Source organism: Sulfitobacter sp. (genome assembly GCF_036960155.1).
Taxonomy (GTDB): domain Bacteria; phylum Pseudomonadota; class Alphaproteobacteria; order Rhodobacterales; family Rhodobacteraceae; genus Sulfitobacter.
The window spans coordinates 144,292-169,827 of record NZ_JBALWB010000002.1 but is presented as its reverse complement, the minus strand read 5'-3'; the positions used below and the strand labels follow the sequence as shown (position 1 = coordinate 169,827).

29 protein-coding genes and 2 pseudogenes are annotated in these 25,536 nt (G+C 53.1%); 15 read left to right on the top strand and 16 right to left on the bottom strand.

The genetic code is table 11. From position 1 onward, the window contains the following. Positions 1–26 precede the first annotated feature (26 nt). The 3 genes from phaR to V7775_RS07285 form a co-directional block, all read right to left on the bottom strand. Positions 27–575 (bottom strand): polyhydroxyalkanoate synthesis repressor PhaR, encoded by a 549-nt coding sequence (gene phaR, locus V7775_RS07295; protein ID WP_335751226.1) that lies wholly within the window; start codon positions 573–575, stop codon positions 27–29. Positions 576–709: 134 nt separating this feature from the next. Then, positions 710–1,159, bottom strand: coding sequence for a phasin, PhaP (locus V7775_RS07290; RefSeq protein ID WP_335751225.1), 450 nt, complete (start codon positions 1,157–1,159; stop codon positions 710–712). A gap of 176 nt (positions 1,160–1,335) precedes the next feature. Further along, positions 1,336–3,141 carry a PHA/PHB synthase family protein gene (locus tag V7775_RS07285; RefSeq protein WP_335751224.1) on the bottom strand — a complete coding sequence of 602 codons (1,806 nt, stop codon included), beginning with the start codon at positions 3,139–3,141 and terminating at the stop codon, positions 1,336–1,338. A 115-nt stretch (positions 3,142–3,256) separates the two neighbouring features. Between V7775_RS07285 and phaZ the strand changes: the two genes are divergently transcribed. Next, positions 3,257–4,537 carry a polyhydroxyalkanoate depolymerase gene (phaZ, locus tag V7775_RS07280; RefSeq protein ID WP_335751223.1) on the top strand — a complete coding sequence of 427 codons (1,281 nt, stop codon included), beginning with the start codon at positions 3,257–3,259 and terminating at the stop codon, positions 4,535–4,537. Positions 4,538–4,539: 2 nt separating this feature from the next. Next, on the top strand, positions 4,540–5,109 hold the full coding sequence (locus V7775_RS07275; RefSeq protein ID WP_335751222.1) for a DUF6151 family protein: 570 nt from the start codon (positions 4,540–4,542) through the stop codon (positions 5,107–5,109). A gap of 24 nt (positions 5,110–5,133) precedes the next feature. Here V7775_RS07275 and V7775_RS07270 read toward each other — a convergent pair whose 3' ends face one another. The 4 genes from V7775_RS07270 to V7775_RS07255 all read right to left on the bottom strand — a co-directional run bounded on the left by V7775_RS07270 (position 5,134) and on the right by V7775_RS07255 (position 7,744). Then, entirely contained in the window at positions 5,134–5,844 is a 711-nt protein-coding gene (locus V7775_RS07270; RefSeq protein ID WP_335751221.1) for an alpha/beta fold hydrolase, read from the bottom strand. Between the two features lie 64 nt (positions 5,845–5,908). Then, on the bottom strand, positions 5,909–6,517 hold the full coding sequence (locus V7775_RS07265) for a hypothetical protein (protein WP_335751749.1): 609 nt from the start codon (positions 6,515–6,517) through the stop codon (positions 5,909–5,911). 17 nt (positions 6,518–6,534) lie between these two features. Beyond that, the gene (locus tag V7775_RS07260) at positions 6,535–6,960 is read right to left on the bottom strand and encodes a VOC family protein (RefSeq protein WP_335751220.1); all 426 of its coding nucleotides are present in this window, start codon (positions 6,958–6,960) and stop codon (positions 6,535–6,537) included. A gap of 19 nt (positions 6,961–6,979) precedes the next feature. Further along, entirely contained in the window at positions 6,980–7,744 is a 765-nt protein-coding gene (locus tag V7775_RS07255) for an alpha/beta fold hydrolase (protein ID WP_335751219.1), read from the bottom strand. A gap of 125 nt (positions 7,745–7,869) precedes the next feature. Between V7775_RS07255 and V7775_RS07250 the strand changes: the two genes are divergently transcribed. Continuing rightward, the gene (locus tag V7775_RS07250; RefSeq protein ID WP_335751218.1) at positions 7,870–8,628 is read left to right on the top strand and encodes an ArsR/SmtB family transcription factor; all 759 of its coding nucleotides are present in this window, start codon (positions 7,870–7,872) and stop codon (positions 8,626–8,628) included. A gap of 50 nt (positions 8,629–8,678) precedes the next feature. Here the strand turns inward: V7775_RS07250 and V7775_RS07245 are convergent, their stop codons facing one another. Further along, positions 8,679–8,909: a hypothetical protein gene (locus tag V7775_RS07245; RefSeq protein WP_335751217.1), complete on the bottom strand. Its 231-nt coding sequence runs from the start codon at positions 8,907–8,909 to the stop codon at positions 8,679–8,681. Positions 8,910–9,091: 182 nt separating this feature from the next. Here V7775_RS07245 and V7775_RS07240 point away from each other — a divergent pair, with 182 nt between their 5' ends. From V7775_RS07240 to V7775_RS07215, 6 genes are all read left to right on the top strand, one after another. Continuing rightward, the gene (locus V7775_RS07240; RefSeq protein ID WP_335751216.1) at positions 9,092–10,267 is read left to right on the top strand and encodes an MFS transporter; all 1,176 of its coding nucleotides are present in this window, start codon (positions 9,092–9,094) and stop codon (positions 10,265–10,267) included. Between the two features lie 83 nt (positions 10,268–10,350). Beyond that, a complete protein-coding gene (thrS, locus tag V7775_RS07235; protein WP_335751215.1) occupies positions 10,351–12,297 on the top strand; it encodes a threonine--tRNA ligase in 1,947 nt (648 codons plus the stop codon). A gap of 203 nt (positions 12,298–12,500) precedes the next feature. Then, a complete protein-coding gene (locus tag V7775_RS07230) occupies positions 12,501–12,806 on the top strand; it encodes a BufA1 family periplasmic bufferin-type metallophore (protein WP_335751214.1) in 306 nt (101 codons plus the stop codon). Between the two features lie 69 nt (positions 12,807–12,875). Then, the gene (gene bufB, locus V7775_RS07225; protein WP_335751213.1) at positions 12,876–13,736 is read left to right on the top strand and encodes an MNIO family bufferin maturase; all 861 of its coding nucleotides are present in this window, start codon (positions 12,876–12,878) and stop codon (positions 13,734–13,736) included. After that, on the top strand, positions 13,736–14,485 hold the full coding sequence (locus tag V7775_RS07220) for a DNA-binding domain-containing protein (protein WP_335751212.1): 750 nt from the start codon (positions 13,736–13,738) through the stop codon (positions 14,483–14,485). The genes bufB and V7775_RS07220 overlap by 1 nt, the downstream gene beginning before the upstream one ends. Then, positions 14,485–15,033, top strand: a complete 549-nt coding sequence (locus tag V7775_RS07215) for a DoxX family protein (protein WP_335751211.1) — start codon at positions 14,485–14,487, stop codon at positions 15,031–15,033. Before V7775_RS07220 ends, V7775_RS07215 begins: the two co-directional genes overlap by 1 nt. Here the strand turns inward: V7775_RS07215 and V7775_RS07210 are convergent. Beyond that, positions 15,030–15,353, bottom strand: coding sequence for an arsenate reductase family protein (locus V7775_RS07210; RefSeq protein WP_335751210.1), 324 nt, complete (start codon positions 15,351–15,353; stop codon positions 15,030–15,032). The genes V7775_RS07215 and V7775_RS07210 overlap by 4 nt on opposite strands. Positions 15,354–15,527: 174 nt before the next feature. Here V7775_RS07210 and V7775_RS07205 point away from each other — a divergent pair, with 174 nt between their 5' ends. Then, positions 15,528–15,734 carry a cold-shock protein gene (locus tag V7775_RS07205; RefSeq protein WP_335751209.1) on the top strand — a complete coding sequence of 69 codons (207 nt, stop codon included), beginning with the start codon at positions 15,528–15,530 and terminating at the stop codon, positions 15,732–15,734. A 59-nt stretch (positions 15,735–15,793) separates the two neighbouring features. Here V7775_RS07205 and V7775_RS07200 read toward each other — a convergent pair whose 3' ends face one another. The 6 genes and pseudogenes from V7775_RS07200 to V7775_RS07175 all read right to left on the bottom strand — a co-directional run. Then, positions 15,794–16,105: a hypothetical protein gene (locus V7775_RS07200; protein WP_335751208.1), complete on the bottom strand. Its 312-nt coding sequence runs from the start codon at positions 16,103–16,105 to the stop codon at positions 15,794–15,796. A 333-nt stretch (positions 16,106–16,438) separates the two neighbouring features. Beyond that, positions 16,439–17,233, bottom strand: a complete 795-nt coding sequence (locus tag V7775_RS07195; RefSeq protein ID WP_335751207.1) for a hypothetical protein — start codon at positions 17,231–17,233, stop codon at positions 16,439–16,441. Next, a pseudogene (thyX, locus tag V7775_RS07190) lies at positions 17,233–17,817 on the bottom strand (FAD-dependent thymidylate synthase); the annotation flags it as partial. The pseudogene thyX and the gene V7775_RS07195, both read right to left, overlap by 1 nt. Before the next feature lie 177 nt (positions 17,818–17,994). Then, on the bottom strand, positions 17,995–18,489 hold the full coding sequence (locus V7775_RS07185; RefSeq protein WP_335751206.1) for a dihydrofolate reductase: 495 nt from the start codon (positions 18,487–18,489) through the stop codon (positions 17,995–17,997). A 3-nt stretch (positions 18,490–18,492) separates the two neighbouring features. Further along, entirely contained in the window at positions 18,493–19,326 is an 834-nt protein-coding gene (locus tag V7775_RS07180; protein ID WP_335751205.1) for a thymidylate synthase, read from the bottom strand. A gap of 358 nt (positions 19,327–19,684) precedes the next feature. Further along, positions 19,685–19,846, bottom strand: a pseudogene (locus tag V7775_RS07175) (FAD-dependent thymidylate synthase); the annotation flags it as partial. 225 nt (positions 19,847–20,071) lie between these two features. Between V7775_RS07175 and V7775_RS07170 the strand changes: the two are divergent. The 5 genes from V7775_RS07170 (at position 20,072) to V7775_RS07150 (ending at position 24,538) form a co-directional block, all read left to right on the top strand. Then, complete coding sequence (locus V7775_RS07170; protein ID WP_335751204.1) at positions 20,072–21,157, top strand: hypothetical protein; 1,086 nt, start codon at positions 20,072–20,074, stop codon at positions 21,155–21,157. Further along, on the top strand, positions 21,154–22,608 hold the full coding sequence (locus V7775_RS07165) for a hypothetical protein (RefSeq protein WP_335751203.1): 1,455 nt from the start codon (positions 21,154–21,156) through the stop codon (positions 22,606–22,608). Before V7775_RS07170 ends, V7775_RS07165 begins: the two co-directional genes overlap by 4 nt. A gap of 75 nt (positions 22,609–22,683) precedes the next feature. Next, positions 22,684–23,118, top strand: a complete 435-nt coding sequence (locus tag V7775_RS07160; protein WP_335751202.1) for a VOC family protein — start codon at positions 22,684–22,686, stop codon at positions 23,116–23,118. After that, a complete protein-coding gene (locus V7775_RS07155; protein ID WP_335751201.1) occupies positions 23,115–23,825 on the top strand; it encodes a DUF1194 domain-containing protein in 711 nt (236 codons plus the stop codon). The genes V7775_RS07160 and V7775_RS07155 overlap by 4 nt, the downstream gene beginning before the upstream one ends. Positions 23,826–23,851: 26 nt before the next feature. After that, positions 23,852–24,538 (top strand): DUF1194 domain-containing protein, encoded by a 687-nt coding sequence (locus tag V7775_RS07150; protein WP_335751200.1) that lies wholly within the window; start codon positions 23,852–23,854, stop codon positions 24,536–24,538. A gap of 72 nt (positions 24,539–24,610) precedes the next feature. Here the strand turns inward: V7775_RS07150 and V7775_RS07145 are convergent, their stop codons facing one another. Next, positions 24,611–25,432 (bottom strand): class II aldolase/adducin family protein, encoded by an 822-nt coding sequence (locus V7775_RS07145; protein WP_335751199.1) that lies wholly within the window; start codon positions 25,430–25,432, stop codon positions 24,611–24,613. Positions 25,433–25,536: the final 104 nt, after the last annotated feature.

Here is a 25,536-nt window from a genome sequence, read left to right as displayed (position 1 = left end):
GGTCTTTTGACCCCGTGTCCGTTGGATCACTTCAACTTGGACAGTTTATCCTGAAGTTCTGACAACTGACGCTTGATCGCATCCAGATCTTCGCTGTTCTCTGACGCAGGCTTGGCTTCTTCAGGCGCTCCCCCAGCAGGCCAGCTGCCTGTCATGGCTTTCATTAACGCTTCTTGCTGCGTTTGCATCGCATCAAAACCGGGCATTTTTGCCAGCGGGTTCATCGAGGTCATGTTTTCCATGACCTTACTTTGCCCGTCTCGCAACATTGCAAAGGATTGCTGCAAGAATTCTGGAACAACGCTGACTTTGCCAGTCATATAGCTGCGCACCAAATCATTGAGCAGTTCAACCGAAAGAACGCTCTCTCCCCGGCTCTCATGTTCTGCGATAATCTGAAGCAAATATTGCCGTGTCAAATCATCGCCGGATTTGAGGTCAATAATCTGTACTTCTCGGCCATCGCGAATAAATCCGGCGATGTCTTCAAGTGTCACATAGTCGCTTGTTTCTGTATTATAGAGCCGCCGGCTGGCGTATCGTTTAATCAGAAGGGATTTGCCCGTCTCTGCCACGTGTGTTCCTCCCCAAAAGGTGTGCTGCACCGCAGCTTAGACGCCACTTACGCAAAAAGAAAGGGCGAGCTGTAAACAGCTCACCCTTCCCTATGCTATTCACGCTGTGGTGAACGGCTGTCTGGTAACCAGACTTATTTTGCTGTCGCTTTTTTCGCAGCGGCTTGAACTTCGCCAGTCGCTTTGGTCATTACTGTTGTTGCTTCTTCTGACGCTTCTTTGCCAGCAGCCATCATCAACTCAACTGTTTCCATCTGAACTTTTTTCGCAACTTCGGCAAATGCTGCCATGTGCTCGGAAGCCGCTTCGGAGTAAATTGTTGCGAAATCGGTCATCGCTTTTGCGTAATCTGCTGGCTCAGATTTGGCTTTTGCCATGTCTGCCAGCTTTGTTACGGTGTCTTTGGTCCAAGCAGAGGAAATCTCTGTGGATTTTTCAACAGCAGTCAAAGCAACACCCGAGAGTTTCTCGTTCAGAGTTGCGGATGTTTTGAAAGAAGCTTCCATGGATGTTGTGTCCACAGGAAATGCGCCCATCATGTCTTTGAGCATTGCTGTCATGTCTGGTGTTTTTGCAGTAGCCATCGGTATCATCCTTTTAAGTCTTCACTGGGACATCAGTGCCCAGTTGAATATGAGTGCGTCCACTTGGCGATCCAAGTTTCTGCGTCTGCAAAAGATATAGATGCTGCAGCGCGGCATTGCAAGTCTTTTTCTGCACCGCAGCATAATCATGATATCGACTAAATTTGGATTAAAAATCAGCCCCTTGCCTTTACAGCAACGTAAGGACCAGGTGCATCACACAGAATTTCTCTGCCACCATCTCCCGGAATACGTGCAGGAATCATCTCACCCGAGCGTTTGGTCAACCACTTTTCCCAGCGTGGCCACCATGACCCCTCAGTGAATTTAGCCTTCTCCAGCCATCCCTCATGGTCCTGTGCCAGGTCCTCGTTGGTATAGTGCCCATACTTCCCTTTGCTGGGTGGATTAACGATGCCCGCGATGTGCCCCGACTGGGTCATGATAAACGTCTTGTCTTTGCTTCCCATTTGCTGGACCCCGCGATAGCTGTCTTTCCAAGGCGCGATGTGGTCCGTCTCACATGCAATTGCGCACAATGGTACATCCACCTCATCCAGCACCAGATGATGACCACACAAATCAAAGCCCTTCTCGGCCAGCTCGTTTTTCTGACACAAGCCACGCAGGTATTGCATCGCCATTTTCGCAGGCAGGTTTGCCCCGTCCCCGTTCCAATAGAGCAGGTCAAACGCGGGAGGCGTCTCTCCCAGCATGTAGCTTTTGACTGCGGGACCATAGACCAGATCATTTGAGCGCAAGAACGAGAAGGTCCGCGCCATTACAATTGACGGCAAGATGCCTTTGTCTTCGGTTTCGGCCTCGATACCATCGATAAAATCATCTGTAAGGAAGGGTTGGAACTCACCCTGATCCGAGAAATCAGTAAGCGCAGTAAAGAAGGTCGCTGAGTTTACAGAGGTATCTCCGCGCTGCTTAAGTAACGACAAGGTCAGCGACAAAGTAGTCCCTGCAATACAATACCCCACTGCATTGACGGTCTTTTCCCCTGTGATCGCTTTGATCTCATCGAACGCTGCGATGTAGCCCTCTTCGATATACTCCTCCATACCGACATCCCTGTAGCTTTTATCAGGGTTAATCCATGACACCATGAACAAGGTATACCCCTGATCCAAAACCCATTTTACAAGTGAGTTCTTTTCTTTGAGGTCAAGAATGTAGTATTTATTGATCCACGGTGGAAAAATTACCAACGGGGTGGCATGCACCTTTTCCGTTGTCGGCGTGAACTGGATCAGCTCAAACATCCGGTTGCGAAAGACCACCTTGCCCGGCGTTGTGGCGATATTGCCTCCTAGCTCAAACGCATCTTCATCGGCCAGACGCACAACCATTTCACCGTTGTTCGCCTCTAGATCAGAGATAAGGTTCTCCAGCCCCTTAATCAGACTCTCGCCTTCGGTTTCCACAGCTTTCTGCAGCACGTCAGGGTTTGTCGCAAGAAAGTTGGTCGGGCTCATCATGTCGATAATCTGGCGCGAGAAATACTTGAGCCGCTGCTTTTCGTGCGGCTCCATGTCTTCGACATCCTCAACCGCTTGTGCAATCGCCTCGGCGTTCATCAAGTACTGCTGTTTGACGAAGTTAAAATAAGGATGTTGGTCCCACATCGGGTTGCTAAAGCGGCGATCGGTTCCCGTGCGATCCTGAGGGGCGGCAAGATTTCCCTTTGCAAATGCCTGCTGCGCTTCGACAAAATGAGTGACCGACTTGGTCCAGAATTCAAGTTGATGTTCAATGAGTTTGGCAGGGTTTGAAACAGCTTCCTGCATGTAGGCTTTTGCTGCAGTGGCGAACAGTTCCTGATTTGGCCCATCAAGTGCGGCTTGGTGTGTGTGACGGTTTGCAAATACCTGCGCTAAGCGCTCTCGCAGTGCATCTACTTTACTCAGGTTTTCCTTCATCCGCGCCATGGATACCAACGCTTCTTCACCGTCTTTAGTAGATTCTGTTGTCATCTTAACATTTCCATCCTATGTTCGCACCTGCAGCATTTTCGATCGACCGCTCAACATGCGGTGATCGACGGAGACGACGCCCAGAGTATTGGGCCATTAGTTTAGGAATTTAGCAATGCGATTTATGGCATCTTACGACATGATGGAAACGATCCGGAACACGAATCAGTGGCTCGGGGCATCCACGCTCGCTATGGCATCCTATCCTGCCTTTTCTATGTTCCCCAACCCTGCGTTGCAATGGATGAGCGCATGGGGCGAAGTAACCGAACGTTCTTTCAGCCGCATGGTTGTCAAACCAGACTGGAACATCCCCCCCTTCGTCGGGGCCAATGGCACTGACCGGTTGGTAAGCGAAGAGATTGAAATAAAAGGCGACTTCGGCGATCTCCTGCACTTCCGCGTGCAAGGGCGTACTGAGAAACGCCGCAAAGTTCTTTTGGTCGCTCCGATGTCAGGCCACTACGCAACGTTACTGCGTTCAACTGTGATTAGCCTGCTTCCTGATTGTGATTTGTACATCACCGACTGGCACAATGCCCGCGACATCCCCGTAAGTGCCGGTAAATTCGACATCGAAGATTACACTCTGCATTTAGTAGATTACATGCGCCACCTCGGCCCTGACACACATGTCATAGCCGTTTGCCAACCTGCGCCGCTCACACTTGCTGCAACTGCATATCTGGCCGAAGAAGATCCCAGCGCGCAGCCACGCTCGCTTACTCTTATCGGTGGCCCCATAGATCCAAGCGCGGCACCAACCGAAGTAACCGATTTCGGCCATTCAGTAACGATGGGCCAATTAGAAGAATCTATGATCCAGCGTGTCGGATTTAAACACGCAGGCGTTGGTCGCAAGGTTTATCCCGGTTTACTCCAGCTCAGCTCGTTTATTTCAATGAACGCGGATACGCACAAAGATGCCTTCATGAGCCAAATCCAGCGCGTTGCCAAGGGCGAAGCCCACGAGCATGACAAGCACAACAAATTCTACGATGAATACCTGTGCGTTATGGACATGCCTGCCGAGTTCTATCTCTCGACCGTTGATCGTATCTTTAAAAACAATGAGATCGCCAATAACGAATTTACCGTCGCGGGCAAAAAAGTGGACATCGGAAAGATCACCACTGTCGCGGTCAAAACGGTTGAAGGCTCAAACGACGACATCTCGGCCCCTGGTCAGTGCATCGCGGCACTTGCCCTGTGCACAGGATTGCCTGACAGCAAAAAAGCCAGCCACCTCGAAGAAGGCGCTGGCCACTACGGTATCTTCGCTGGCAAAAGCTGGCGCAACAACATCCGGCCTCTTGTGTTGGATTTCATTGATGCAAACGAAGCGCCAGCCGAACCAAAGACCAAAAAGACAGCCAATAAGAACGCGGCTGCTTAATCATGGCTGATGTGCCCTTCTCCTGCCAATGCGGCGAAATGAAGGGCACATTGCATGGCGCAACGCCCTCTTCCGGAAACCATCTCCGCTGCTATTGCTCGGCGTGCCGGGCTGCGGTTTTGTACACAACTGGCAAGGACGTCGAAGACCGCGGTGTGGAACTCTACCAAACTACTCCAGACAAGATCAGCTTTCAGCAGGGGCAAAACAACCTAGAGGTGTTTTCGTTCACGCCGGAAAGATTGTTGCGGTTTCGTGCTTCGTGCTGTGGTGTGCAGATGTTCACAACATTGGCCAAACCAAAGATTGCGATGGCCGCGATAATGACAGACCTGCTGCATGACAAAACAGCAATCGGCCCAATTGCATCACAGTCGTTCATCCCGCAGGCGGACGGCACGTCCAAACACAGTTCAATTTTGCGACTGTTTGGTGGAACGATCTGGCGGGCCTTAGTTGCGCGTGTGACAGGACGTTGGAAGCAAACGCCCTTCTTTGACATCGAAACGGGCAAACCGATCAAGGCTGTCTACGTCCCCACCTCAGAAGAACGCAAAAGCCTCCCGCTTTAAGCACAGTAAATCTTGGTATTCCCGTTATTGCAGGACATAGGGCTGCGCAAGCCATTCGCGCAGCGCGGCAGTTGTTTCATCTGGTTGTTCAAGCGTGGGCATAAGACCCGAATGTTCTAGTACACGCAGTTGGGCATATGGGATGAGTTCGGCCATGAATTCGTGCCGCTTAACCGGAGACACCGCGTCATAAGCACCGCACAGGATCAGCGCAGGCACTTTGCAACGGCGCAGTGTGGCCTGCTGATCCTTGCGCCGCTGTAGAGCACGCGATTGGCGGATGAATATCTCTGGCCCCAAGGTCTGTGCCATTTCCATCGCCAGCGCCAACACTTCGTTCCGGTAGGGGCCGGGCGCAAAGTGACTTGGGTTTAACTCATCGCGCATCACCTCGGTCAATCGCCCTGATCGTACCTTGACGATCTGCGGCTCTCGGTTGGCGGCGATCACGGGGGTTTCGGCCAATGGGTTTGTTCCCATCAAGGCAATGCGGCTGACACGGTCAGGGGCACGGCGCAAAATTTCCATAGCGACGACGCCGCCCATAGAAAGCCCTGCCAAGGCAAAGCGCTTGGGCAAAATATCCAGCAACATCGAGGCGACTTCCTCGGTCCGCTCGCCCATCGTAACGGGGGCGACCATGATCGCAGTATCACGCGACAGCTCGGCGATTTGCGGACCAAACAGGCGCGCATCACACATCATACCCGGTAATAGAACCAGCGGTTCTTTCATGGTGGTGCCTCACTCAATTTGCCATACATCCGCAATGACCTGCCGCGCGCGCAGGTGCAAGCCCTCAGGGATATGCAATGCCGCGCAGCGGGGGGAAATCAGCGTATCGTGCTGCACGTGTGACGTGATCCTCGCACGGTCCTTCGCCTGCGCGCAACAACATGCCGCGCGGCGCGATATAGCTGCTGATGGTGCGTTGCGGAATGGGACGCCAAACCAGATTAAACGCCGCCAGTTTTGGAAAGAACCACATCTCGGAATAAGGTAAATGATCATGGATCCACCACGCCAAATCGCGCCAGTCGCGGCCTTGATCATACTGATCGGCAAACCACGGGATCACCAGTGACGTCCCCGCAATGGGATCACCCTGCCAATCCCAGATATGGCATTCAATCGGGTTGTCACTGCGTGCGCAGTTTAGCTTGTTCTCATTGCCGTAAGTGTTGAGCGCCGCCGAGCGGTAGCCTGAACGAATGGCTATACGCCCGAATGTTTCCTCCAGCGGGTCAAGCAGTTCCTCACACAGACGTTTACCATGTTTGATCGCCAGTTCAGGATCATCAGGCACATTTGGAACGCCGTGAAAGGCGCTGATCTCACTCATCAAAAAATCGCGCATGTAGAAATGTTTTGACAGGCGTACACGGCCAAATGTCTCAAGGCTCCACATGCTGCGCGGACTGCGCATCAGTGGCCGTTCCAGCGGAATGCACCGTCCTGTGCCAGCGGCGAGTAAGGGTTGTGTGATACCTCCCAGATCGTGCCTTCGGGGTCTGCGAAATAGCCAATGTGACCACCCCAAAATACATCCGATGCGGGGCGCAAGATACACCCACCTGCGGCTTGCGCTTTTGCCAGTAGCGGCGCAACGTCCTCCTTAGCTCGGACATTGTAGGAGAACGTGGATGCACCGCGCCCAAGTTCCTCAATCGGCAACCCGATGTCTTCGGCCAGCTTTTCCAAAGGATAGAGACCTAGCGTTTGACCAATCAAATCAAATGCGATCACACCATCCTGTGTCTCGACACGCTTCCAGCCCAGCGCCTCGTAGAATTCCGCGATACGGTCCACATCCCGTACGCCCAATGTGATCAGACTAATCCGCTGTTCCATTTGAAGGCTCCTTAACGATCTAAAGTTCTGAAAAGCTATTTGAGGCCAATACCTGCTCAACCGCTTGTTCGATCAGGCCAAGGCACGGCCCGTCTGAAAACCTGTGATCCGCGTCTTTGACCAACAGCAATTGCATGTCAGGGCTGCTGGCATGCTCTAGTAGCTTCGTCGCGGTGGCCACGCTTACTGCACTATCTGCTGTGCCCTGCAGCAGGCGCACGGAAAAGGGCAATTCCAGCGGCTCGCGCAAAACAAGACGATTGCGCCCATCCTCGATCATGCGTTTGGTCACCACATAGGGCTCCATATAATCGGATGGCAGTTCCACACGGCCTGTCTCGGTCAATTGCGCCTTTTGACTGTCGTCAAAGCCGGCCCACCAGCCGTCCTCGGTGAAATCAGGCGCGGCAGCAATGGTGACCAGCCCAGCGAGGCGTTCAGGACGCGCGCGCGCGAGCAACAAAGCCTGCCAGCCGCCCATTGACGAGCCAACAGGCACAATCGGTCCCTCAATCAGCACATCAATCGCTGCAAGCGTGTCCTCATGCCAATCCCCTATACATCCTTCTTCGAACTTCCCCGAAGATTCCCCGTGGCCAGAATAATCTAACCGCAAAAATGCCCGACCTGTGGCTTGAGCCCAATCCTCTAGATGAACGGCTTTTGTGCCCTCCATGTCCGACTTTAACCCACCAAGGAAAACCACGCACGGCCCCTCGCCCGCAGTCAGGTGATAGGCAATCGAGCGCCCTTGGCTTGTTTCCAGATACGATGGCTTTGCCATGCTGCTCTCCCGTTTTTCGTTTTGCAGATCATGCGCAGCCCCCGCCCCAAGGGCAACTGTACTGTGCAAATTTAATTAGGTTACCCTATTGTCACGTGACTACATTGTCACCTATAAGCGATTCTATGGACACAATCTTCAAAGCCCTCGCCGATCCGGCCCGCCGCACCCTACTAGACGCATTGCGCCGGCAGGACGGGCAAACCTTGGCAGAACTGACAGAGCTGCTGGATATGTCTCGTTTTGGTGTGATGAAGCACCTTGGCGTGTTGGAAAACGCAGGGATGATCGTGACCCATAAGAAGGGGCGTTTCAAATATCACTACCTCAACGCTGTCCCCCTCCAACAAGTCATAGACCGCTGGATCGAGCCCATGCTCGTTAAACCAGCGGCACGAGCGGTGCTGACCCTAAAATCTCAACTCGAAGGAACCACACCAATGCAAGACGCAACAACTGCCCCCGATTTCATGACGCAAACTTTTATTCGCTGTACCCACGATGCCTTGTGGGACGCGCTAACCAAGACCGACCAGATGGCCGCCTACCACTTTGCATGCAATGCAGCTGACGGCAGTACGGATCAAGGTGGGACAGTTCGGTTCCTGCGCGATGACGGTTCAACAATGTTGTCCCAGAAGGTGACAGGCATCACGCCCAAATCGAAACTAGAGATGACGTTCGAGCCGAACTTCTCGGAAGCGCCTTCGCCCGCCTCGCGGATGGTTTACTTGATTGAGCCACAGGGCGAGACCTGCAAGCTTACGATTGAGCACTACGACATCCCAGAGGGCCAAGACGCCGTTCGCGAAGGTTGGGCGCGCATTGCCGCCTCCCTCAAGAGTTGGTTGGAAACCGGAACACCCATAAAGCTGGCAATGTGACGTAAAACGCCCAACTAAGTCGGGCGCACCTTAGGTATGTCTCAAACGGCTTAGCCGCTGACATAGGGCTCATCACTGGGGCGGAAGAAGATCTTTTGATTGTGAATCCGCCCCAACAACTCGTCGATTTCGCGCACGTGGTCATCTCCCTCAACGTTTGGCAACAAGGCAAGTGACCCCTTACGGCCCAAAGACAAATCACGTTTAACCACATTCAACGCGGCTTCGAGCATGTCGACGTCTTCAAGGCTGAGGTCGAAATTCCGGTTATACTTGGGCATAGGGTGACCTTTCAAAGTTGCGCCACAAATGCCTCAACTGCTTCTAGAACTCAACAGCAAGCGACTATTTTTCGCAAAAAAACGACCTCTCTACCCCGACTCTAGCTCACTACGGCACCTGTGCCGCAACGGCATTTCCTCTGTCACTTGTCGATGCACTGGCCAGTGGTACAGGGTGATCTATGAACACAGCCTCCCCAGATCGGTTTTTGATCCCTGCCCTCTCGGCATGTAATTTTGTGATCGGTGTTGGGGCATTTGTGATCATCGGATTGCTTGAACCGCTCGGGCAGGATCTCAACCGCAGCCCAGCCCAAGCAGGGCAGCTCATGACTGTTTATGCTGTGGCTTACGCGTTGCTGTCACCTATTCTTGTTGCGCTTACGGGCAGCATTGGCCGTCGCAGGGTGATGACCGCCGGATTTGTGCTGTTTGCGCTGGCTGCTGCAGTTTCAGCTATGGCACCTAATTTCGCAGTACTCAGCGGCGCACGCATTATTGCGGCTGCTGGAGCTGGTCTATTCACCCCGCTTGCCGCCGCTGTTGCAGCTGCGCTTTATCCCGAAGAGCAGCGCGCACGCGTGTTGGCCGCCGTGTTTTTTGGACTGACCCTGAGCCAAGTTATGGGCGTCCCCGCAGGAAGCTGGATCGCCTATACGTTTGGGTGGCGTTGGGCGTTATGGCTGGTCCTTGCGCTTGCCGTGCCCTGCACTTTGCTCATCTGGACGCGGGTTCCACTGGGTTTGCGGTTTCAACCTGTATCGATGCGTGATCTGCGCGATACCCTTAGCGAGGGTCGTCTTATGCTGGCTATCGGCTTTACCGCGACATTCATCGGGGCGCAGTATGTCCTGTTTACCTATATCGCCCCTCTTCTGAGCGAAACAATGGGATTCAGCCGCAATGGCATCACGATGGTTCTTATGGTTTCGGGAGTTGGCGCTGTCATTGGCAACATTCTAGGCGGGCTTTTGTCTGATCGCTTTGGCTGGCGTATTACTCTGACAGGTCTTTGTCTGGCTCAGGTAATCCTGATGCCTGTGTTTTCGTTTTTACCGCTCAGCGAGACGCACCTATTTATTGCCATTCTGTTGTGGGCCATGTGCAGCTGGTCGTTTATGGCAGCTCAGCAAACCCGTCTAATCAACATTGCCGGCCGACGCGCACCTGTCGTCTTGGCCCTAAACGCCGCTGCGGTTTATGCAGGCGCGGCGATTGGCTCAGCGATCGGTGGCACAATGATTTCAGGTTACGGGATTTTGTCACTAGGGGTGACTGCCGGTTTCGGCGCGGCTATCGCACTGATCCATTTGACACTATCGGCTTGGCTTAGTCCTCAGGCACCTCTCTCCTCTTGACGCAGCGACGCAAGGGGGGCAAATACGCCGGACATAACCCGCAACCGGGCGTCTCGTAGGCGCCAAACTGACGAGGAGGCCCCATGGCCCAGATCGCACTCACCCTTCCCGACGGCAATGCACGACACTACGATGCAGGTATCACTGCAGGCGAAGTTGCATCCGACATCTCAAAATCCCTTGGCAAAAAAGCAATCAGCGCCACCGTAAACGGTGAGCACTATGATCTTGCTTGGCCGATCCATACTGACTCCGCGCTCGCCATCCACACCATGGCAGATGAAGAACAAGCCAATGAGCTGGTCCGCCACGATCTGGCGCACATCATGGCCCGCGCCGTTCAAGAGCTTTGGCCAGACACCAAAGTCACCATCGGCCCTGTCATCAAAGACGGCTGGTATTACGACTTTGACCGCAAGGAATCCTTCACACCTGAGGATCTCGGCCTCATCGAGAAGAAGATGAAAGAGATCATCAACAAACGTGAGCCTGTTCGCACTGAAGTGTGGGACCGTCCGCGGGCGATCAAACATTACGAAGACTTGGGCGAGCCCTATAAGGTCGAGCTGATCGCGGGCATCCCCGGTGATGAGCCTCTGCGCATGTACTGGCATGGCGACTGGCAAGACCTGTGTCGTGGCCCCCACCTGCAACACACTGGCCAAGTACCCGGTGATGCGTTCAAGTTGATGAGCATCGCAGGCGCATACTGGCGCGGTGACAGCAATCGTGAGATGCTGCAACGCATCTACGGCGTCGCCTTTACCGGTAAGGAAAAGCTAAAAGCCCATCTGAACATGCTGGAGGAAGCCGCCAAACGTGACCACCGCAAGCTGGGCCGCGAGATGGACCTGTACCACATGCAAGAAGAAGCACCCGGTCAGGTGTTTTGGCACCCCAATGGCTGGCTGGTCTACACGCAGCTTCAAGACTACATGCGCCGCAAACAACGTGCTGATGGCTATGTTGAGGTGAACACACCGCAAGTGGTGAACCGCAAACTGTGGGAAGCATCCGGCCACTGGGAAAGCTATCAGGAAAATATGTTTATCGTCGAAGTGGACGAAGAGCATGCGCGCGAAAAGACGATCAACGCGCTCAAGCCAATGAACTGCCCGTGCCACGTGCAGATTTTCAACACTGGCATGAAGTCGTACCGTGACCTGCCCCTGCGTATGGCCGAGTTCGGCTCGTGTAACCGCTATGAACCATCTGGCGCGCTGCATGGTATTATGCGTGTACGTGGCTTCACCCAAGACGACGGTCACATCTTTTGCACCGAAGACCAGATTGTCGAAGAAACTGCGAAGTTCATCACATTCCTTGCGTCGGTCTATTCGGACTTGGGCTTTAATGACTGGAGCATCAAGCTATCCACCCGCCCTGAAAAGCGGATCGGCTCCGAAGAAAGCTGGGATCGGGCCGAAGCCGCTCTTGGTGATGCATGTAATGCTGCGGGACATGAATTTGTGCTGCTCCCAGGTGAAGGCGCGTTCTATGGCCCCAAACTGGAATTCACCCTGACGGACGCAATTGGCCGTGAATGGCAGTGCGGCACCTTGCAGGTTGATCCAAACATGCCCGAACGCCTTGATGCGTCGTATGTAGGTGCAGATGGCGGCAAACACCGCCCTATAATGCTGCACCGTGCCACGCTTGGCTCGTTCGAACGCTTTATCGGCATTCTGATCGAGGAACACGCAGGCAAGCTGCCGTTCTGGCTAGCGCCGCGTCAGGTTGTTGTGGCATCGATTACTTCTGACTCGGATGAGTACGTACAAGAAGTAGTGGCACAACTACGATCCGTTGGCGTGCGCGCCGAGGCTGATCTGCGCAACGAAAAGATCAACTATAAGGTCCGCGAACACTCTGTTGGGAAGGTGCCTGTCATCTTGGCCGTAGGGAACCGCGAAGTAGAAGAGCGCACCGTCACTGTGCGCCGTTTGGGTGAAAAACAAACATCTGTGCAGACGCTCACCGATGTTACAGATGCCCTAAAACGTGAGGCGACCGCGCCTGACCTTCTGTAACAATTCTCGTGATCGGGGGGGTATAATGCCCCCCTTTGTTACAAAACCCCTGAAAACCGCTAAAAATGACCAAGTTACACTGAAATACAGGCGGTTTTTCTAACACAGCTGTGACACACTGCCTCGTGAATGGATTTACCGGACAAGGCCTGTTTAACTGTACTCATCAAAGTTCATTGAGAACTAAATCAAGGAGAGACCTGATGTCCACAACCATGAAAACCCTCGCCATTGCAGGCATCGTAGCCGCGTCCATGACCGGTGCAGCCACAACAACAGCCGAAGCCGCATCAAAAGAGAAGTGCTATGGCGTTTCCCTTGCGGGCGCCAATGATTGCGCGGCCGGACCTGGTACAACATGCGCAGGTACATCTGTAACAGATTACCAAGGCAATGCTTGGACATTGGTTGATGCGGGCTCTTGCGAATCCATCGAACTGCCAGCAGCAGCAGACGGCGCAGCACGTACAGGCTCCCTTGAAGCACTAGATCGCGACCTGCCAGCATAAACGAATTTTTCAGGGCCCTGCCAGCGGGCGGGGCTCTGTCATCATTCTGACCACCTAGAGGGAGACGACATGTTTGACCAATCCTCCCCCGCTGCCCGCCTGCCTAACGCAATTGGCATCGGCTATAAACCGCAGCATTTCACCGACCTGTTAGAAGCGCCCGGCGCTGTTAAATGGATCGAAGTACACGCCGAAAATTACATGGGAGATGGTGGACGCCCACACGCACAACTGCGTGCGTTGGCAGAACGCTTTGCCCTATCGGTTCACGGTGTTGGCCTGTCTATCGGTGGCGAAAGCCCGTTGGACACCGATCACCTGAACCGCCTGCGCACCCTTTTGGATCGCACAAATCCAGCCAGTTTTTCAGAACACCTAGCGTGGTCTACCCACGGCGCAGAGTTTTTGAACGATCTGTTGCCCCTTCCCTATACTGGTGCAACTCTTACCCGCGTGGCTGATCACATCTCACAGGTTCAGGATACCATTGGCCGTCAGATGCTGCTGGAAAACCCCTCCAGCTATCTGGCCTTTGCTGAAAGTACCTATTCGGAAACCGACTTTTTGAGGTGCCTTGTCCACAAGACAGGGTGTGGTTTGTTGCTGGATGTGAACAATGTGTTCGTTTCGGCCACAAACCTAAAGCTAAGTCCGCAAGCCTATATCGACGCATATCCGCTGGACGCCGTAGGTGAAATCCACGTGGGCGGTCATGATGAAGATCACGACGATCACGGCGCGCCCCTATTGATCGACAGCCACGGCGCACCAGTCGTGGATCCTGTTTGGGCGCTATTGGACTATACGCTTGTGCGATCTGGTCCCAAACCCGTGTTGGTCGAATGGGACACCGATGTTCCTGAATGGACCATCCTGCGCGCCGAGGCAGACCGCGCTGCATTCGCCTTATCGAAGGCCTTGGTCAGCTGATGACCGTCAGCCAGTCCCAATTCCGCGCCGCATTGCTAGATGCCGAGGCGCCCGTTCCTGACGGCTTGCTCGACGGCGCAGGTGCCGCTGCTGGTCGGCGCTATTCAGTCTACCGCAACAACGTCACCGTCTCGCTGATTGAGGCGATGAAGGTGGCCTTCCCACTTGTGCGCGCCCTATTGGGCCAGCAGAACTTTGACACGCTTGTGCCGATGTTTGTACGTGCCCATCCGCCGGTTTCCCCGCTGATGATGCACTACGGCACTGATTTTCCCGCGTTCCTGGATGGTTTTGAGCCGCTTGCGCACTTGGGGTATCTCTCGGATGTTGCGCGTCTCGATCTTGCACTGCGCGCGTCATATCACGCAGCGGATGCAGCACCTTTTGACGTCAGTGTCCTGCAACAACCGCCAGAGGTACTGGCCACGCTCCACCTGCGGCGCGCACCAGCGACACGGCTGCTTCGCTCTCGCTGGCCGCTCTTTGATCTGTGGCGCCAAGCGACCCAAGCAGATGCGCCCAAACCGCGCCCGCAAGCGCAGGCCGTTCTGGTTACGCGCCCCGCGTTTGATCCTGAGGTTCACCTGCTTCCGACAGGCGCGGCAACATGGCTCATCGCGCTAGAAACAAACCCCATCGGCCCCGCGGTGGAGGCGGCAACATCTGCCGCTCCCGAATTTGACTTTACCGCTACTCTTACACTTACCTTGCAGAGCAACACTTTCTGTATGACTGAAAAGGACATCTAATGACTGCCCTCCTAAATCTTTACCGCTCTGTGACTGACATGCTTGAACGCGCCGATTGGCTGCTGCCAACATTGGCACGTTTCCTGTTTGCCGCGATCCTGTTGATGTATTTCTGGGTGTCGGGCCTGACGAAACTGGGCGATGGCCTGTTTGGCATCTTCTCCCCGTCCACGGGCGCCTACGTGCAGATTTTTCCGCGCATGATGGAAGCAGTTGGCTATGACACCGACCAATTCTCAGCCTTTCAAGGCCTCTTTGTCCTTGCAGGTACATGGGCCGAATTCATCCTGCCTGCTCTGATCGTGCTGGGCTTGTTCACGCGGCTGGCCGCCTTGGGGATGATCGGTTTTGTTGCCCTGCAATCACTGACAGACCTTTACGGCCACAACGGTTGGGAAGATCCCGCAGTCCTTGGTGGTTGGTTTGACCGTTTTCCAGACGCGATTATCATGGATCAACGTGCCTTTTGGATCTTTGCGCTGGTTGTTCTGGTGATCAAAGGCGCGGGGCCAATCTCGTTTGACCGCGCCCTGTCTTCGCGCGCCTAAAGCGCGGCTTTTACCAGATCGGCGGTTTGCGCCGTCCATCCCAAAAACAATGTTGCGCCCGCTGTAATCAGTGGGCGTTTCATCAATGCAGGATGCTTTGCCAGCAAATCAAGCGGTGCTTGTGCGCGCTCGTCCTCATCTAATCCACGCCACGTTGTAGAACGGGTGTTGAGCAATTTTTCGCCAAATTCAGCAAACGCACGTGCCATCAGCGCAGCAGGCACACCGTCTGCGCGGACATCTACCAATGACGCTTCTGGAAGTGCTTTCAGCGCCTTACGGCAGGTATCGCAATTCTTGAGACCATAAATTTCGACCATTGCACAAATTCTCCTCAGTGGACTGTATAGCCCAAGGGAATACGGCCAAATTCAAAGAGAGTCCTTGAATTATTTTGAAACTGGCGATTTATTTCTACCGTGGGCTTTGATCTGCGTGACATTGCTCCACCTCGCGCGTGCGCGGGACTGCATGACAAATGGAGGCTAGGAACGATGCCAACTGGAACCGTGAAATGGTTTAATACAACAAAGGGTTTCGGGTTTATCGCACCCGAGGGCGGCGGCACGGATGTGTTTGTTCACATCTCAGCGGTTGAGCGTTCAGGCCTGACAGGTCTGGCCGACGATCAAAAGGTCAGCTTTGAAATGACTGAGGGGCGCGATGGGCGTCAGATGGCGTCGGACATCAGCCTTCTTTAACTAAAAACCCGACCTAGGCGAATACCTCAGATCGGGTCTTAAAATTTGGTTACAGTAGCTTAATCAAAGGTGCAGCCTTTGGTGCCCACTTCGCAGTGGCTGCGCGCATGGGAGGTCTTGCGGTGCGTGTGGCGCACTTTGTGGACCTTCTTTTTGGCGACAGGATGCGCCATGGCTGACTGATAGCTGATGTTCTGGTTCGGTTTACCGCAGCAGATGACGCCGTTGATCGACACAGGCTGAAAGCCTGTTGGGCAGTAGTTTTCTGGTGTTTTATAAGGGTAAACTTTTGTCTCGGCAGAGGCCGCTTGTGGCAGCGCACTCATCATGCCCAATGCTGCGGCGATCACTAGTCCATTGAATTTGGTCATAATATCCCTCGGAATTAATGTATTTTGTCCATTTTTGCCGAGGTCAGGAAGCAAGTCCAGCTTTTTCCCTACCCCTACACGCATGAGTATTCACCTGCGACTTACGCCCCACAGATGGATTTGTGGATCAAAAGCCGTTTCATGCAGTCCGTTAACGAGGGAACGCCGCGCACAAGCCCATGATTGGGCATGAATTTATTACGCTATATGTTTTCGAAATGTAGGGTGGGTGAAACCCAACCCTTGAGCGTGGGTTTCACCCACCCTACGTCTTCTATGGAATACCGCGCCCGAACAAACATTGGGCATTATCTGCCAATGTCCCGTTAGATTTCACGGCCAAAACGTAGAGAAAACGAAAACTATTGTCTCGAAAAGCACTAGCGTTGAAAAAATTGCACCGATGGAGATCAGCACCCCGATCAGTATTCGAGGAATTGGATACACAAACACTAAAAAATTCTCGAGTTCGAGAAATTGTAATTTCAACAGTTGATCGCGCTGAATTAGGGTCTCTCCAGCCGCCGTGCCATCTTGTTTTTGAATTGCATAATAGCCGTACTTATCAGCTGCCTCCCTAAAGCGCGTAGTTTCAACTGACGAGCGGAAAAAATCGTAATTCAAATCGACCTGTGAAGAAACCTTACCTCCATCTGCACCAAAATTGTACATTTTTGTGAGCTTAACCAAAGAATTGATCCGTTCAGGCTCGACATCCACTTTTTTGCCGTCTCGATACTCACACTTCACTGCCTGAAGAGCATATTCACGAAGAGACTGCGGCACTTCACCATTAATAATGGCTGAACCTGCGTTTGGATAAAGTTGAAGGAAACGAGGGCAAAAGAGCTTAAACAAGATGGAAGCTATAAAAAAAAGGAGCGCCGAACAATATGCCAAAAAAAACGAAAATGGCGGCTCAATTGATCGAAGTACGGAAAACAGATCAAAAAGATCAGATTCAGTTCCCCCTAAAGCTGATAGTCCATCCAAAATCTTTATCCCTAAAGGTATCAAGATAAGGGAAATCAAGACATTGAAAGATCCGCCATGGGCTGCAACCGGTTGGATGGTGCGCCATTGGAGTAGCGAGCTTAGCGCATTCCAGAAAGCCCACAGAGGACCCATCACTTCAAAGCCCCCTCAAACTCCCGCCACTCCCCCTTAGACATCCCACTATTCTCCTGCGTGACCTTTTCGCCCTACAACATGCGGCGGACGCAGTCTAGCGCTTTGCCAGACAGGGTTGCACCGCCCAGTCGGTAATCCTCAAACGCGCCATAGACCGCTGGGACCCAGTCGGCGACAACTTTGCAGATGGCATCGGCGTAAACGCGGATTTCGTATTGGGCGTGGGGGTCGGCGCGCAAGCGTAGGAAGTGGAACAGGTTATGCAGGTCCACGTTCCAACACCACTGGGTCTAGTTGTTGGCGGGCAGGTTCATGCGCGCCAGTTCGCGGGCAAGGCCGTCTTGGGGTTCGCCGTCTGGCCCCTCGGTGCCGATCATCGCCTCGTAGTTGTCATAGGCGCGGTTTGAATCCGATTTCAGGATTTCCAGCACGCGCGCCGCCTCGGCCCCTTCCAACACGCCACCGCGCCCTTGGTTGTTCACCACGGATTGCGCGTTGATGCGGGATTCCTCGGGAATGTAAAACTCACGATCAAGGATCGAATAGCGGGCGGAATACTCGTTTACGTTGGCGGTGCTGTGATTATGTGTTGTGAACACCTAAACTACATTTAGTTTCATGGCGCTTAGCGTCGTTTAGGACTTCACCTGTTAAACGACCCTATTAACAAATTTTATGCCGATGTTGGCCACATCAGGGCGCGCAGTAAAACATTCGATTAGGAAAGGACTTTTCCTCAGTGCTCTTTCCGAATTTTCTTATCTGTAAGTGCTTTGGTTTCGCCTGATATACTCATGCAAAGCGCATGTAGGGTCACCATCGCTAAGGGATAAACTGCAGATCTTCTGCCACTGGCCCGCATCAAAATCGGGGAAAAATGTATCGGCGTTGGGAACCTCAATACCCACTTCGGAAATCAATAACCTATCGGCAAGCGGCAGCATTTCTTGGTAAATTTGCGCACCACCAATACCATAAATACGGCTTATCCCCATCCCATGCGCATGATCGATCGCAGCGGCAACTGACGCCACAACGATTTCCGCCGCCTTTGGGTTTGATGAGACGACAATGTTAAGGCGCTTGGGCAGCGGTTTAAAAGGAAGGCTATCCCAAGTGTTACGGCCCATAATAATCGCGCCACCAACCGTTTCACGCTGAAAAAACTTTAAGTCTTGCGGAACATCCCAAGGAATGGATCCATTCCGCCCGATTGCTCCGTTCATAGCACGTGCGACAATCAAAGAAATCACAACTCAGACCGCCACTGGTGCGCGGATCGCAGGATCGGGGTCATAGCCAATGAATTCAAAATCCTCATACTTAAAATCGAATATGGATGTCACTCTACGATTGATCCGTATTGTTGGCAGCGCCTTTGGGGTCCGCGACAGCTGCAGTTTAACTTGATCCATGTGGTTGGAATAAATGTGTGCGTCTCCAAGGGTGTGGACAAAATCACCTGGCTCATACTCCATTACATGCGCAAGCATAACTTGAAGCAATGCATAAGAAGCGATGTTAAAGGGAACGCCCAGAAACATGTCCGCAGACCTTTGATAGAGTTGAAGGTGTAGCCGCCCATTAAGAATGCGGACCTGCCACATTGTGTGACATGGTGGGAGTGCCATTCGCGGGACGTCAGCAGGGTTCCAGGCGGAGACAATAAGGCGGCGGCTATCAGGCGTCTCACGAATCATATCGGTCAGGTTTGCGATTTGATCGACGAAACCCGCTTTATAAAGTGGCTCCGCATCTAGCATCTGGCCCGTAGGTTCAAGTGACGGAAAAGCGCGCCATTGGCGACCATAAACAGGTCCTAGATCACCGTTTTCGTCAGCCCACTCATCCCAAATCGAGACGCCATTATCTTTCAGATAGCGGATATTTGTGTCGCCTGACAAAAACCAAAGAAGTTCGTGTATGATCGACTTCAGATGCAGTTTTTTAGTTGTAACCAGTGGGAACCCTTGGGACAGGCTGTACCTCGACTGCAAACCGAAAAAGGAAAGAGTTCCAGTACCCGTACGGTCTGTTGACAACTCTCCACATTCCAAAATGGTGTTTAATGCATCATGATACTGCTGCAAGTCGATCTCCTTCAGCTACGCTATTTTCTTGCCTTGGTTTCTGACAAAACTTGAGAGACTACTCAATTGCGAAGACCCCCCAACCTATGTTGGCCCTCGTCCCTCTCAATGAAAATAAGTATAGTCCCTTTAGCAACCGTCCAAAAGAGGTGCGGCCGTCAATTTAGAGATTATCATGACTTTTTCGCCCCTTGGCTGAGCTTACGGTTATCGGCCTCGAGGTCGATAACTCGTTTCCGCAGGACCAAAACTTCCGCCGCTAAAACACTCAGTTGCCTATTTGCATCTTTGAGTTTCACTGCCCCGTCATTTTTGATGCGAGACGTATGCTGAACGGTTCCTGTAGACTGTTTGCCTAGCTAACACGTGCGGCCTGACAAATCGCTTTATCGTTGCCCATATCGTCAATCACGCGGATAAATCCGTGATCAAGGACTTCGTGCGCGGTATATAGATGCTCCTCCATCCGGTCTGAAACGGCACGCAGAGTGGGTTTTGCAGTGCTGCGCAGGGCGTCGATTTCGGCTTGTCAGTCTGGGCTGATAGGCACGATGTTTCCAGTAGGTGGAATTCGCCCCCGACTATATCTGGTAGAGAGCGCTGCGTGGAGCCCACATACGGTATTGCTTTTTCGCCATGGTTGCAGGGTAATCGTACACTGGCCTGCATGTAGCGTTGACAAAGACTGCCAGCGGCGGCGAATGTCGCCTAAAAAAGCATATATTGCGTATTCGAGGGCAGAGCATTGAAAAACCAGATCATCAGCCTCGCGTTGATTGCGAGTTTAGCCGCGTGTGGCGACGGAAATCCGTTTGAAACGGACGAAGACACCACAACAACCGAAGAAGATACAACGACGGATGACACTGGAACGGGAATTACCCGCGATGGCATCCCTCCTGGAACCGTTTCCGCCAATACGGATGACGGAATATTCCGCTCCGAACCAACGGAAGAGGATGGCGGAGAACCTGGTGACGGTTTCGCTGAGGGCCTTACCTACAACAGTCTAGACGATTCATTCACTGTAGATAATCTCGCGTTTGATGGAGATAGCGCCTACATACGTGGCGTTAAGGTCAGCAGCCTTTCACCGAATCCCAATAATTTAGATGCCAACAATGAACCAATAGGGCGGTTTAACGTATATGAAGCACCAATAGTTGCCGCGGATCCGGTCAATGAATTCGGAATACCACAATTGGGACACCGTGCGGTCTATGGCGTAAGTCGCAATCGTCTTGCTGATGGCGTCTCGCCGACAACACAATTCGCGATCGTCCGGACCGGCGACTATGTTAACTACGGCTTTGGCGGTTTTATATACCAGCGCGACAACGGCGTTACTCTACCCAGCTCACTACAGGCGACCTTTCGCGGTCACTCCGCGGGCCTGCGGGATTCTGATGATAGCGGTGAACTTCTGTACTCCACAGCAGATGTTTACGTAGATATCGACTTTGATGACTTCAACGACGGTGACGGTTTCCTTGGCGATGGGGTAAAAGGTAGTATTTACAACCGCCGCCTATTCGATTTGAACGGTGAAGACGTCACAGACCGAGAAGCGGCATTGATTGGCCAAACCACAATTCCAAATGTTGGCTTTGAGATCGGTCCAGACGTGTTGGATGCCAACGGTGAGATTCTGACAAATGTGTTCAGTATCAAAGACGATAGATCGATCTATGAAGAAGGTACATTCTACGCCATCCTGGCGGGTGATGACCCTGATGAGATTGTCGGCGTGTTCGTTTTGGAATCTACCGATCTTGATACCCGCGACACTGGTGGTTTCATCGTCTATCGGGACTTCGATACCGAAGAATGAACTGGCTGAAACAACGAAGATTTGCCCTAACGTTCGGGACGGCGATGCTTTGTGCCGCCCCGAATAGTTATGCGCAGGACGCAGCATCGAAACCTGTGACGTTAGGCCCTGAGCAGGTATTGCAAACAGCTATTTCATACATGCAAAAAGGGGACGCTCCGCGGGCCTTGGCCCTTGCTGATGCACTATTAAAGCGTGATCCAAATGACGTAGGTGCCCTACTGGTACGTGCAAAATCACTACGCGGAATCGGAAGGTTCGATGAGGCCAAGGCGGCGGCCCGTGCAGGCTGGCGACATGCCGAAACAGACAACCAAAAGTTCTCTGCTGCAATGCTGATGGCACAAGCCCTCTCGTCAGATGGCAACAAGACACGTGCACAACTATGGTTGCGCCGTGCCGCCCAAGTGGCCCCTACTGATCGCCACGCCGCACAAGCGACACGTGATTTCAAATACGTAGGTCAACGGAATCCTTGGCAGACCCATCTATCCTTCACCCTTGCGCCCAATTCAAACATCAACAACGGGTCTGCCCGCGACAGCTCAACCCTGTTGTACCGAACTGCAGAACTTTTCGGTTTTGATGGCTCTGAAGAGACCGCATTGGGCGCGTCCAACCAAGCGCTGTCCGGTATCGAGGCAGGTATCAATGTTCAGTCACGGTACCGCTTTCACCAAACCGAGCACAGCGCGCATGACCTGCGCATGGGTTTTTCGTACCGCAGCTATCAACTGTCCAACTCATCCAAAGATGATCTGGAACAAGAAAATGCCGAACGCTTAGCAGATGGACGGGATTTGCTTGATGTTTCGGGCAGCGATTTTTCCTACGGCACCATTCAGCTTGGGTACGGATATAAAAAATTGCGTGGCGACAGGCGTGGTGAATTCAGCGCTACCGCCGACATCGGTCAAAGCTTTTACGGTGGTGCGCGATATAACCGCTATCTGCGAGGTCGTATCGGGCAAAGCTATTACAAAGACGCCAGAACAAAGATTAATTTTGGCCTCAGCACTGATTTACGGACCGCTGGGGGCAACTCGGATCAATACCGAGTGAGCCTGAATACAGGTGTTAGTCGTCAATTGAAGGCTGGGAATGGTCTATATTTTGGGGCCTCAGTTAGCACATTGCAGGCCGATGCCGAACAATCAGAATATGAAGAACTTAGTTTGCGCTCTGGCTATGTTTTGGGCCGTAAGGTGATGGGTACACAGCTGCAATTCGGGCTTAACACCAGCTATCGGGATTACGACGTCTCACCTCATGATCCGTCGGGACGCCGCGAGTTTACCGTTGGCGCGGAAGTAACAGCGACGTTTAAGAACATCGATTATTACGGCTTCAACCCAACCATCAGCCTGACCGCAGCAACCACAAGCAGCAACATCGGCCTTTACGATGTAAACCGCGTTGGCTTGGGTTTTGGAATTGCATCCTCCTTTTGATCCGGCATCCCTCGACAGTAGGATGTGCGGTGCTAGGATGTGGGTGAAATCAAACTTCCCATACTGGAGCCCCCCATGCCGATCAAATTCCTGCACACGATGGTGCGTGTAAAAGACCTTGATGCTTCTATCGCGTTTTACAAACTCCTCGGATTGGTCGAGCGGCGCCGCATTGACCATGAAGGTGGGCGTTTCAGCCTTATTTTTATGTGCCCTCCGGGAATGGACGATGGCCACGCAGATGTTGAACTGACGTATAACTGGGACGGCGATGACGAACTGCCCGCAGACAGCCGTCACTTTGGTCACCTAGCCTACAGCGTCGACAATATTTATGAGACCTGCCAGCAGCTGATGGACAATGGCATCACAATCAACCGCCCTCCTCATGATGGGCGCATGGCATTTGTACGCTCACCCGACAACATCTCGGTTGAGTTGTTGCAAGAAGGCGAAGCCCTTACCCCTGCCGAACCCTGGACCTCACTGGGCAACACCGGGAGCTGGTGATCCGCACCCTCGCACTATCGGTAGGGTTGGCCAGCGCCGCCCTACCCGCACAGGCGATTGAATGCCGCCTCGCCTTGGCGCTGGCGATAGACGTGTCCAGTTCCGTAGATGCGGTTGAGGACACATTGCAACGCAGCGGCGTTGTCGCAGCCCTGACCGCGCCCGAAGTTCAAGCAGCCTTTTTCGCAACAGACTTACCAGTCGCTTTGGCCGTTTACGAATGGTCGGGTCGGTACAACCAAGAAATCCTTCTAGATTGGATCATGATCGACAGTCCCGGCGCATTGGTGCGCGCTGCCGAGGTGGTCGCGGGCTCTAAACGCAGCCACAATGATTTTCCAACTGCAATGGGTTATGCGCTGGGATTTGGCGCGCAGCTGTTGGAGCGCAGCCCAACCTGCCTACACAAAACGCTTGATATGGCAGGTGACGGACAAAGCAACGAAGGTTTTCCACCCGCCGCTGCATACCGCGAATTCGCATTCCAAGATGTCACCGTAAATGGATTGGTGGTGAATGGCGCCGACTTTGAAGGCGAAGTTGGCTTGATCGCGTTTTACCGTGGGGAAGTCCTGCACGGACCTGGCGCATTTTTGATCGTTGCGAATGGGTTTGACGATTATGAAGACGCTATGCGCCGGAAATTGGAACGTGAGTTAGCGCCACCCGCAATTGGTTCCCTTAATCCTATCGGTAACGCCGGATGAGAGGCGTTCTGTTATCATGTCTTCTCATGCTGTCTGCAGGACATGCTGCAGCGGCAGATGCCTGCCGGCAAGCGCTGGCGTTGGGGCTGGATGTGTCTGGCTCTGTGGATGCGCGGGAATACCGCTTGCAGATTGGCGGACTTGCACAGGCCTTAGGCAGTGACGCTGTTCGCGCATCCTTGCTTGAGCGGGTAGAGACACCCGTTGAAATTTTGGTGTTTGAATGGAGCGGCCCACAGGATCAGGTAACACTGGTGCCGTGGGCCCGCATTTCTAACGTTACAGCATTAGAAAACGTGATCGCCCGGCTTCAAAATGTTACGCGGCGCGCTGAGGCAACACCGGGAACAGGCCTTGGTGTGGCTATGATGCACGGGGCCCAACATCTGGCACAGCGCAGCCATTGTTGGCGAAAAACCTTGGACATCTCTGGAGACGGAAAAAGCAACCTTGGCCCGCGTCCGCGCAACGTAAAACCACAGCTAGCCGGACGAGGTATCACCATCAACGCCTTGGTGATTGGCGCAGATGATCCGGCAATTGGCGACGTTCGCCAGAATGAGATCGCCGAGCTGAGCGCATACTTCAACGCCGAGGTTATACTGGGCCTCGATGCATTTATTGAAGTGGCGTTGGGTTTTGACGGCTATGCGGCCGCCATGGAGACCAAGCTGCTGCGCGAACTTGACGGATTGGTTTTATCTGGCCGTTAATCGCCCTGTCCTGTCACCCTTCATACAGGATGACAGACTGTTCTTTACGAAATTAGAATCTTTTCAGAGCCCCTACAGATCGTGCCCCGGATTTTGACGAGCGAGTTTGCGCATAAGGCCCGGCCAAACCAGATTGTCCCCCATTCCTGGTGTAAATGCAGCGGCTGCTTGGCCACTTACAGTGTCAGCCATCGCTTGGGACTCTTCATGCAGCGCATCAGTGCCCGCAGCCTGAGCCAGAATTTGGGTCTTGCAGGCGTTTTCAAGGAAATACATGCGCAGGAACGCGATCGCGCAATTTGGTCCAACCGTGAGCGTCCCATGATTGCGCAGCATCAACAGGCTTTTGTCGCCAATATCCGCAATAATGCGCTCACGTTCATCCAGTTCCAGCGCAATGCCTTCATAGTCATGATAGGCCAGATCATTGCTAACGGTCATGGCGAACTGGGTGTAACGTCGCAGACCATCATTCTGGACAGATACTGCAACACCGTAAGGCGTATGCACGTGGATCACACATCCTGCGTCTTCGCGCGCTGAGTGGATTGCACTGTGGATCGTAAAGCCTGCGGGATTGATGAAGTAGGGCGTTTCTGAGCAGATGTTGCCCTGCAGATCAATTTTGACCAAGCTAGACGCAGTCATTTCATCGAACATGACGCCGTAGGGGTTGATCAAGAACCGCTCCTCGCCATCCTCATCGGGTAAGCGCGCAGAGATGTGGGTAAAAACCAAATCGGTCCAACCATGCAACGCGCAAAGCCGATAGGTCGCTGCGAGCTCACAGCGCAATTTCCATTCTGCATCACTCACCTGCCCGTTGAGAGTAGGGAGTTTTGCCGGGTCGGGGATCTCAAATCCACCTGATCCAAGGGCTGTTTGCGTATTCATATCTTTCTCCGGTCCGATCATTGGGATTGGAGATATTGTCAGGTGGCAGAGCCCACCCTGTCAACGATGCAGCTTTGGTATGACGCGACGTAGATCACGCAGAT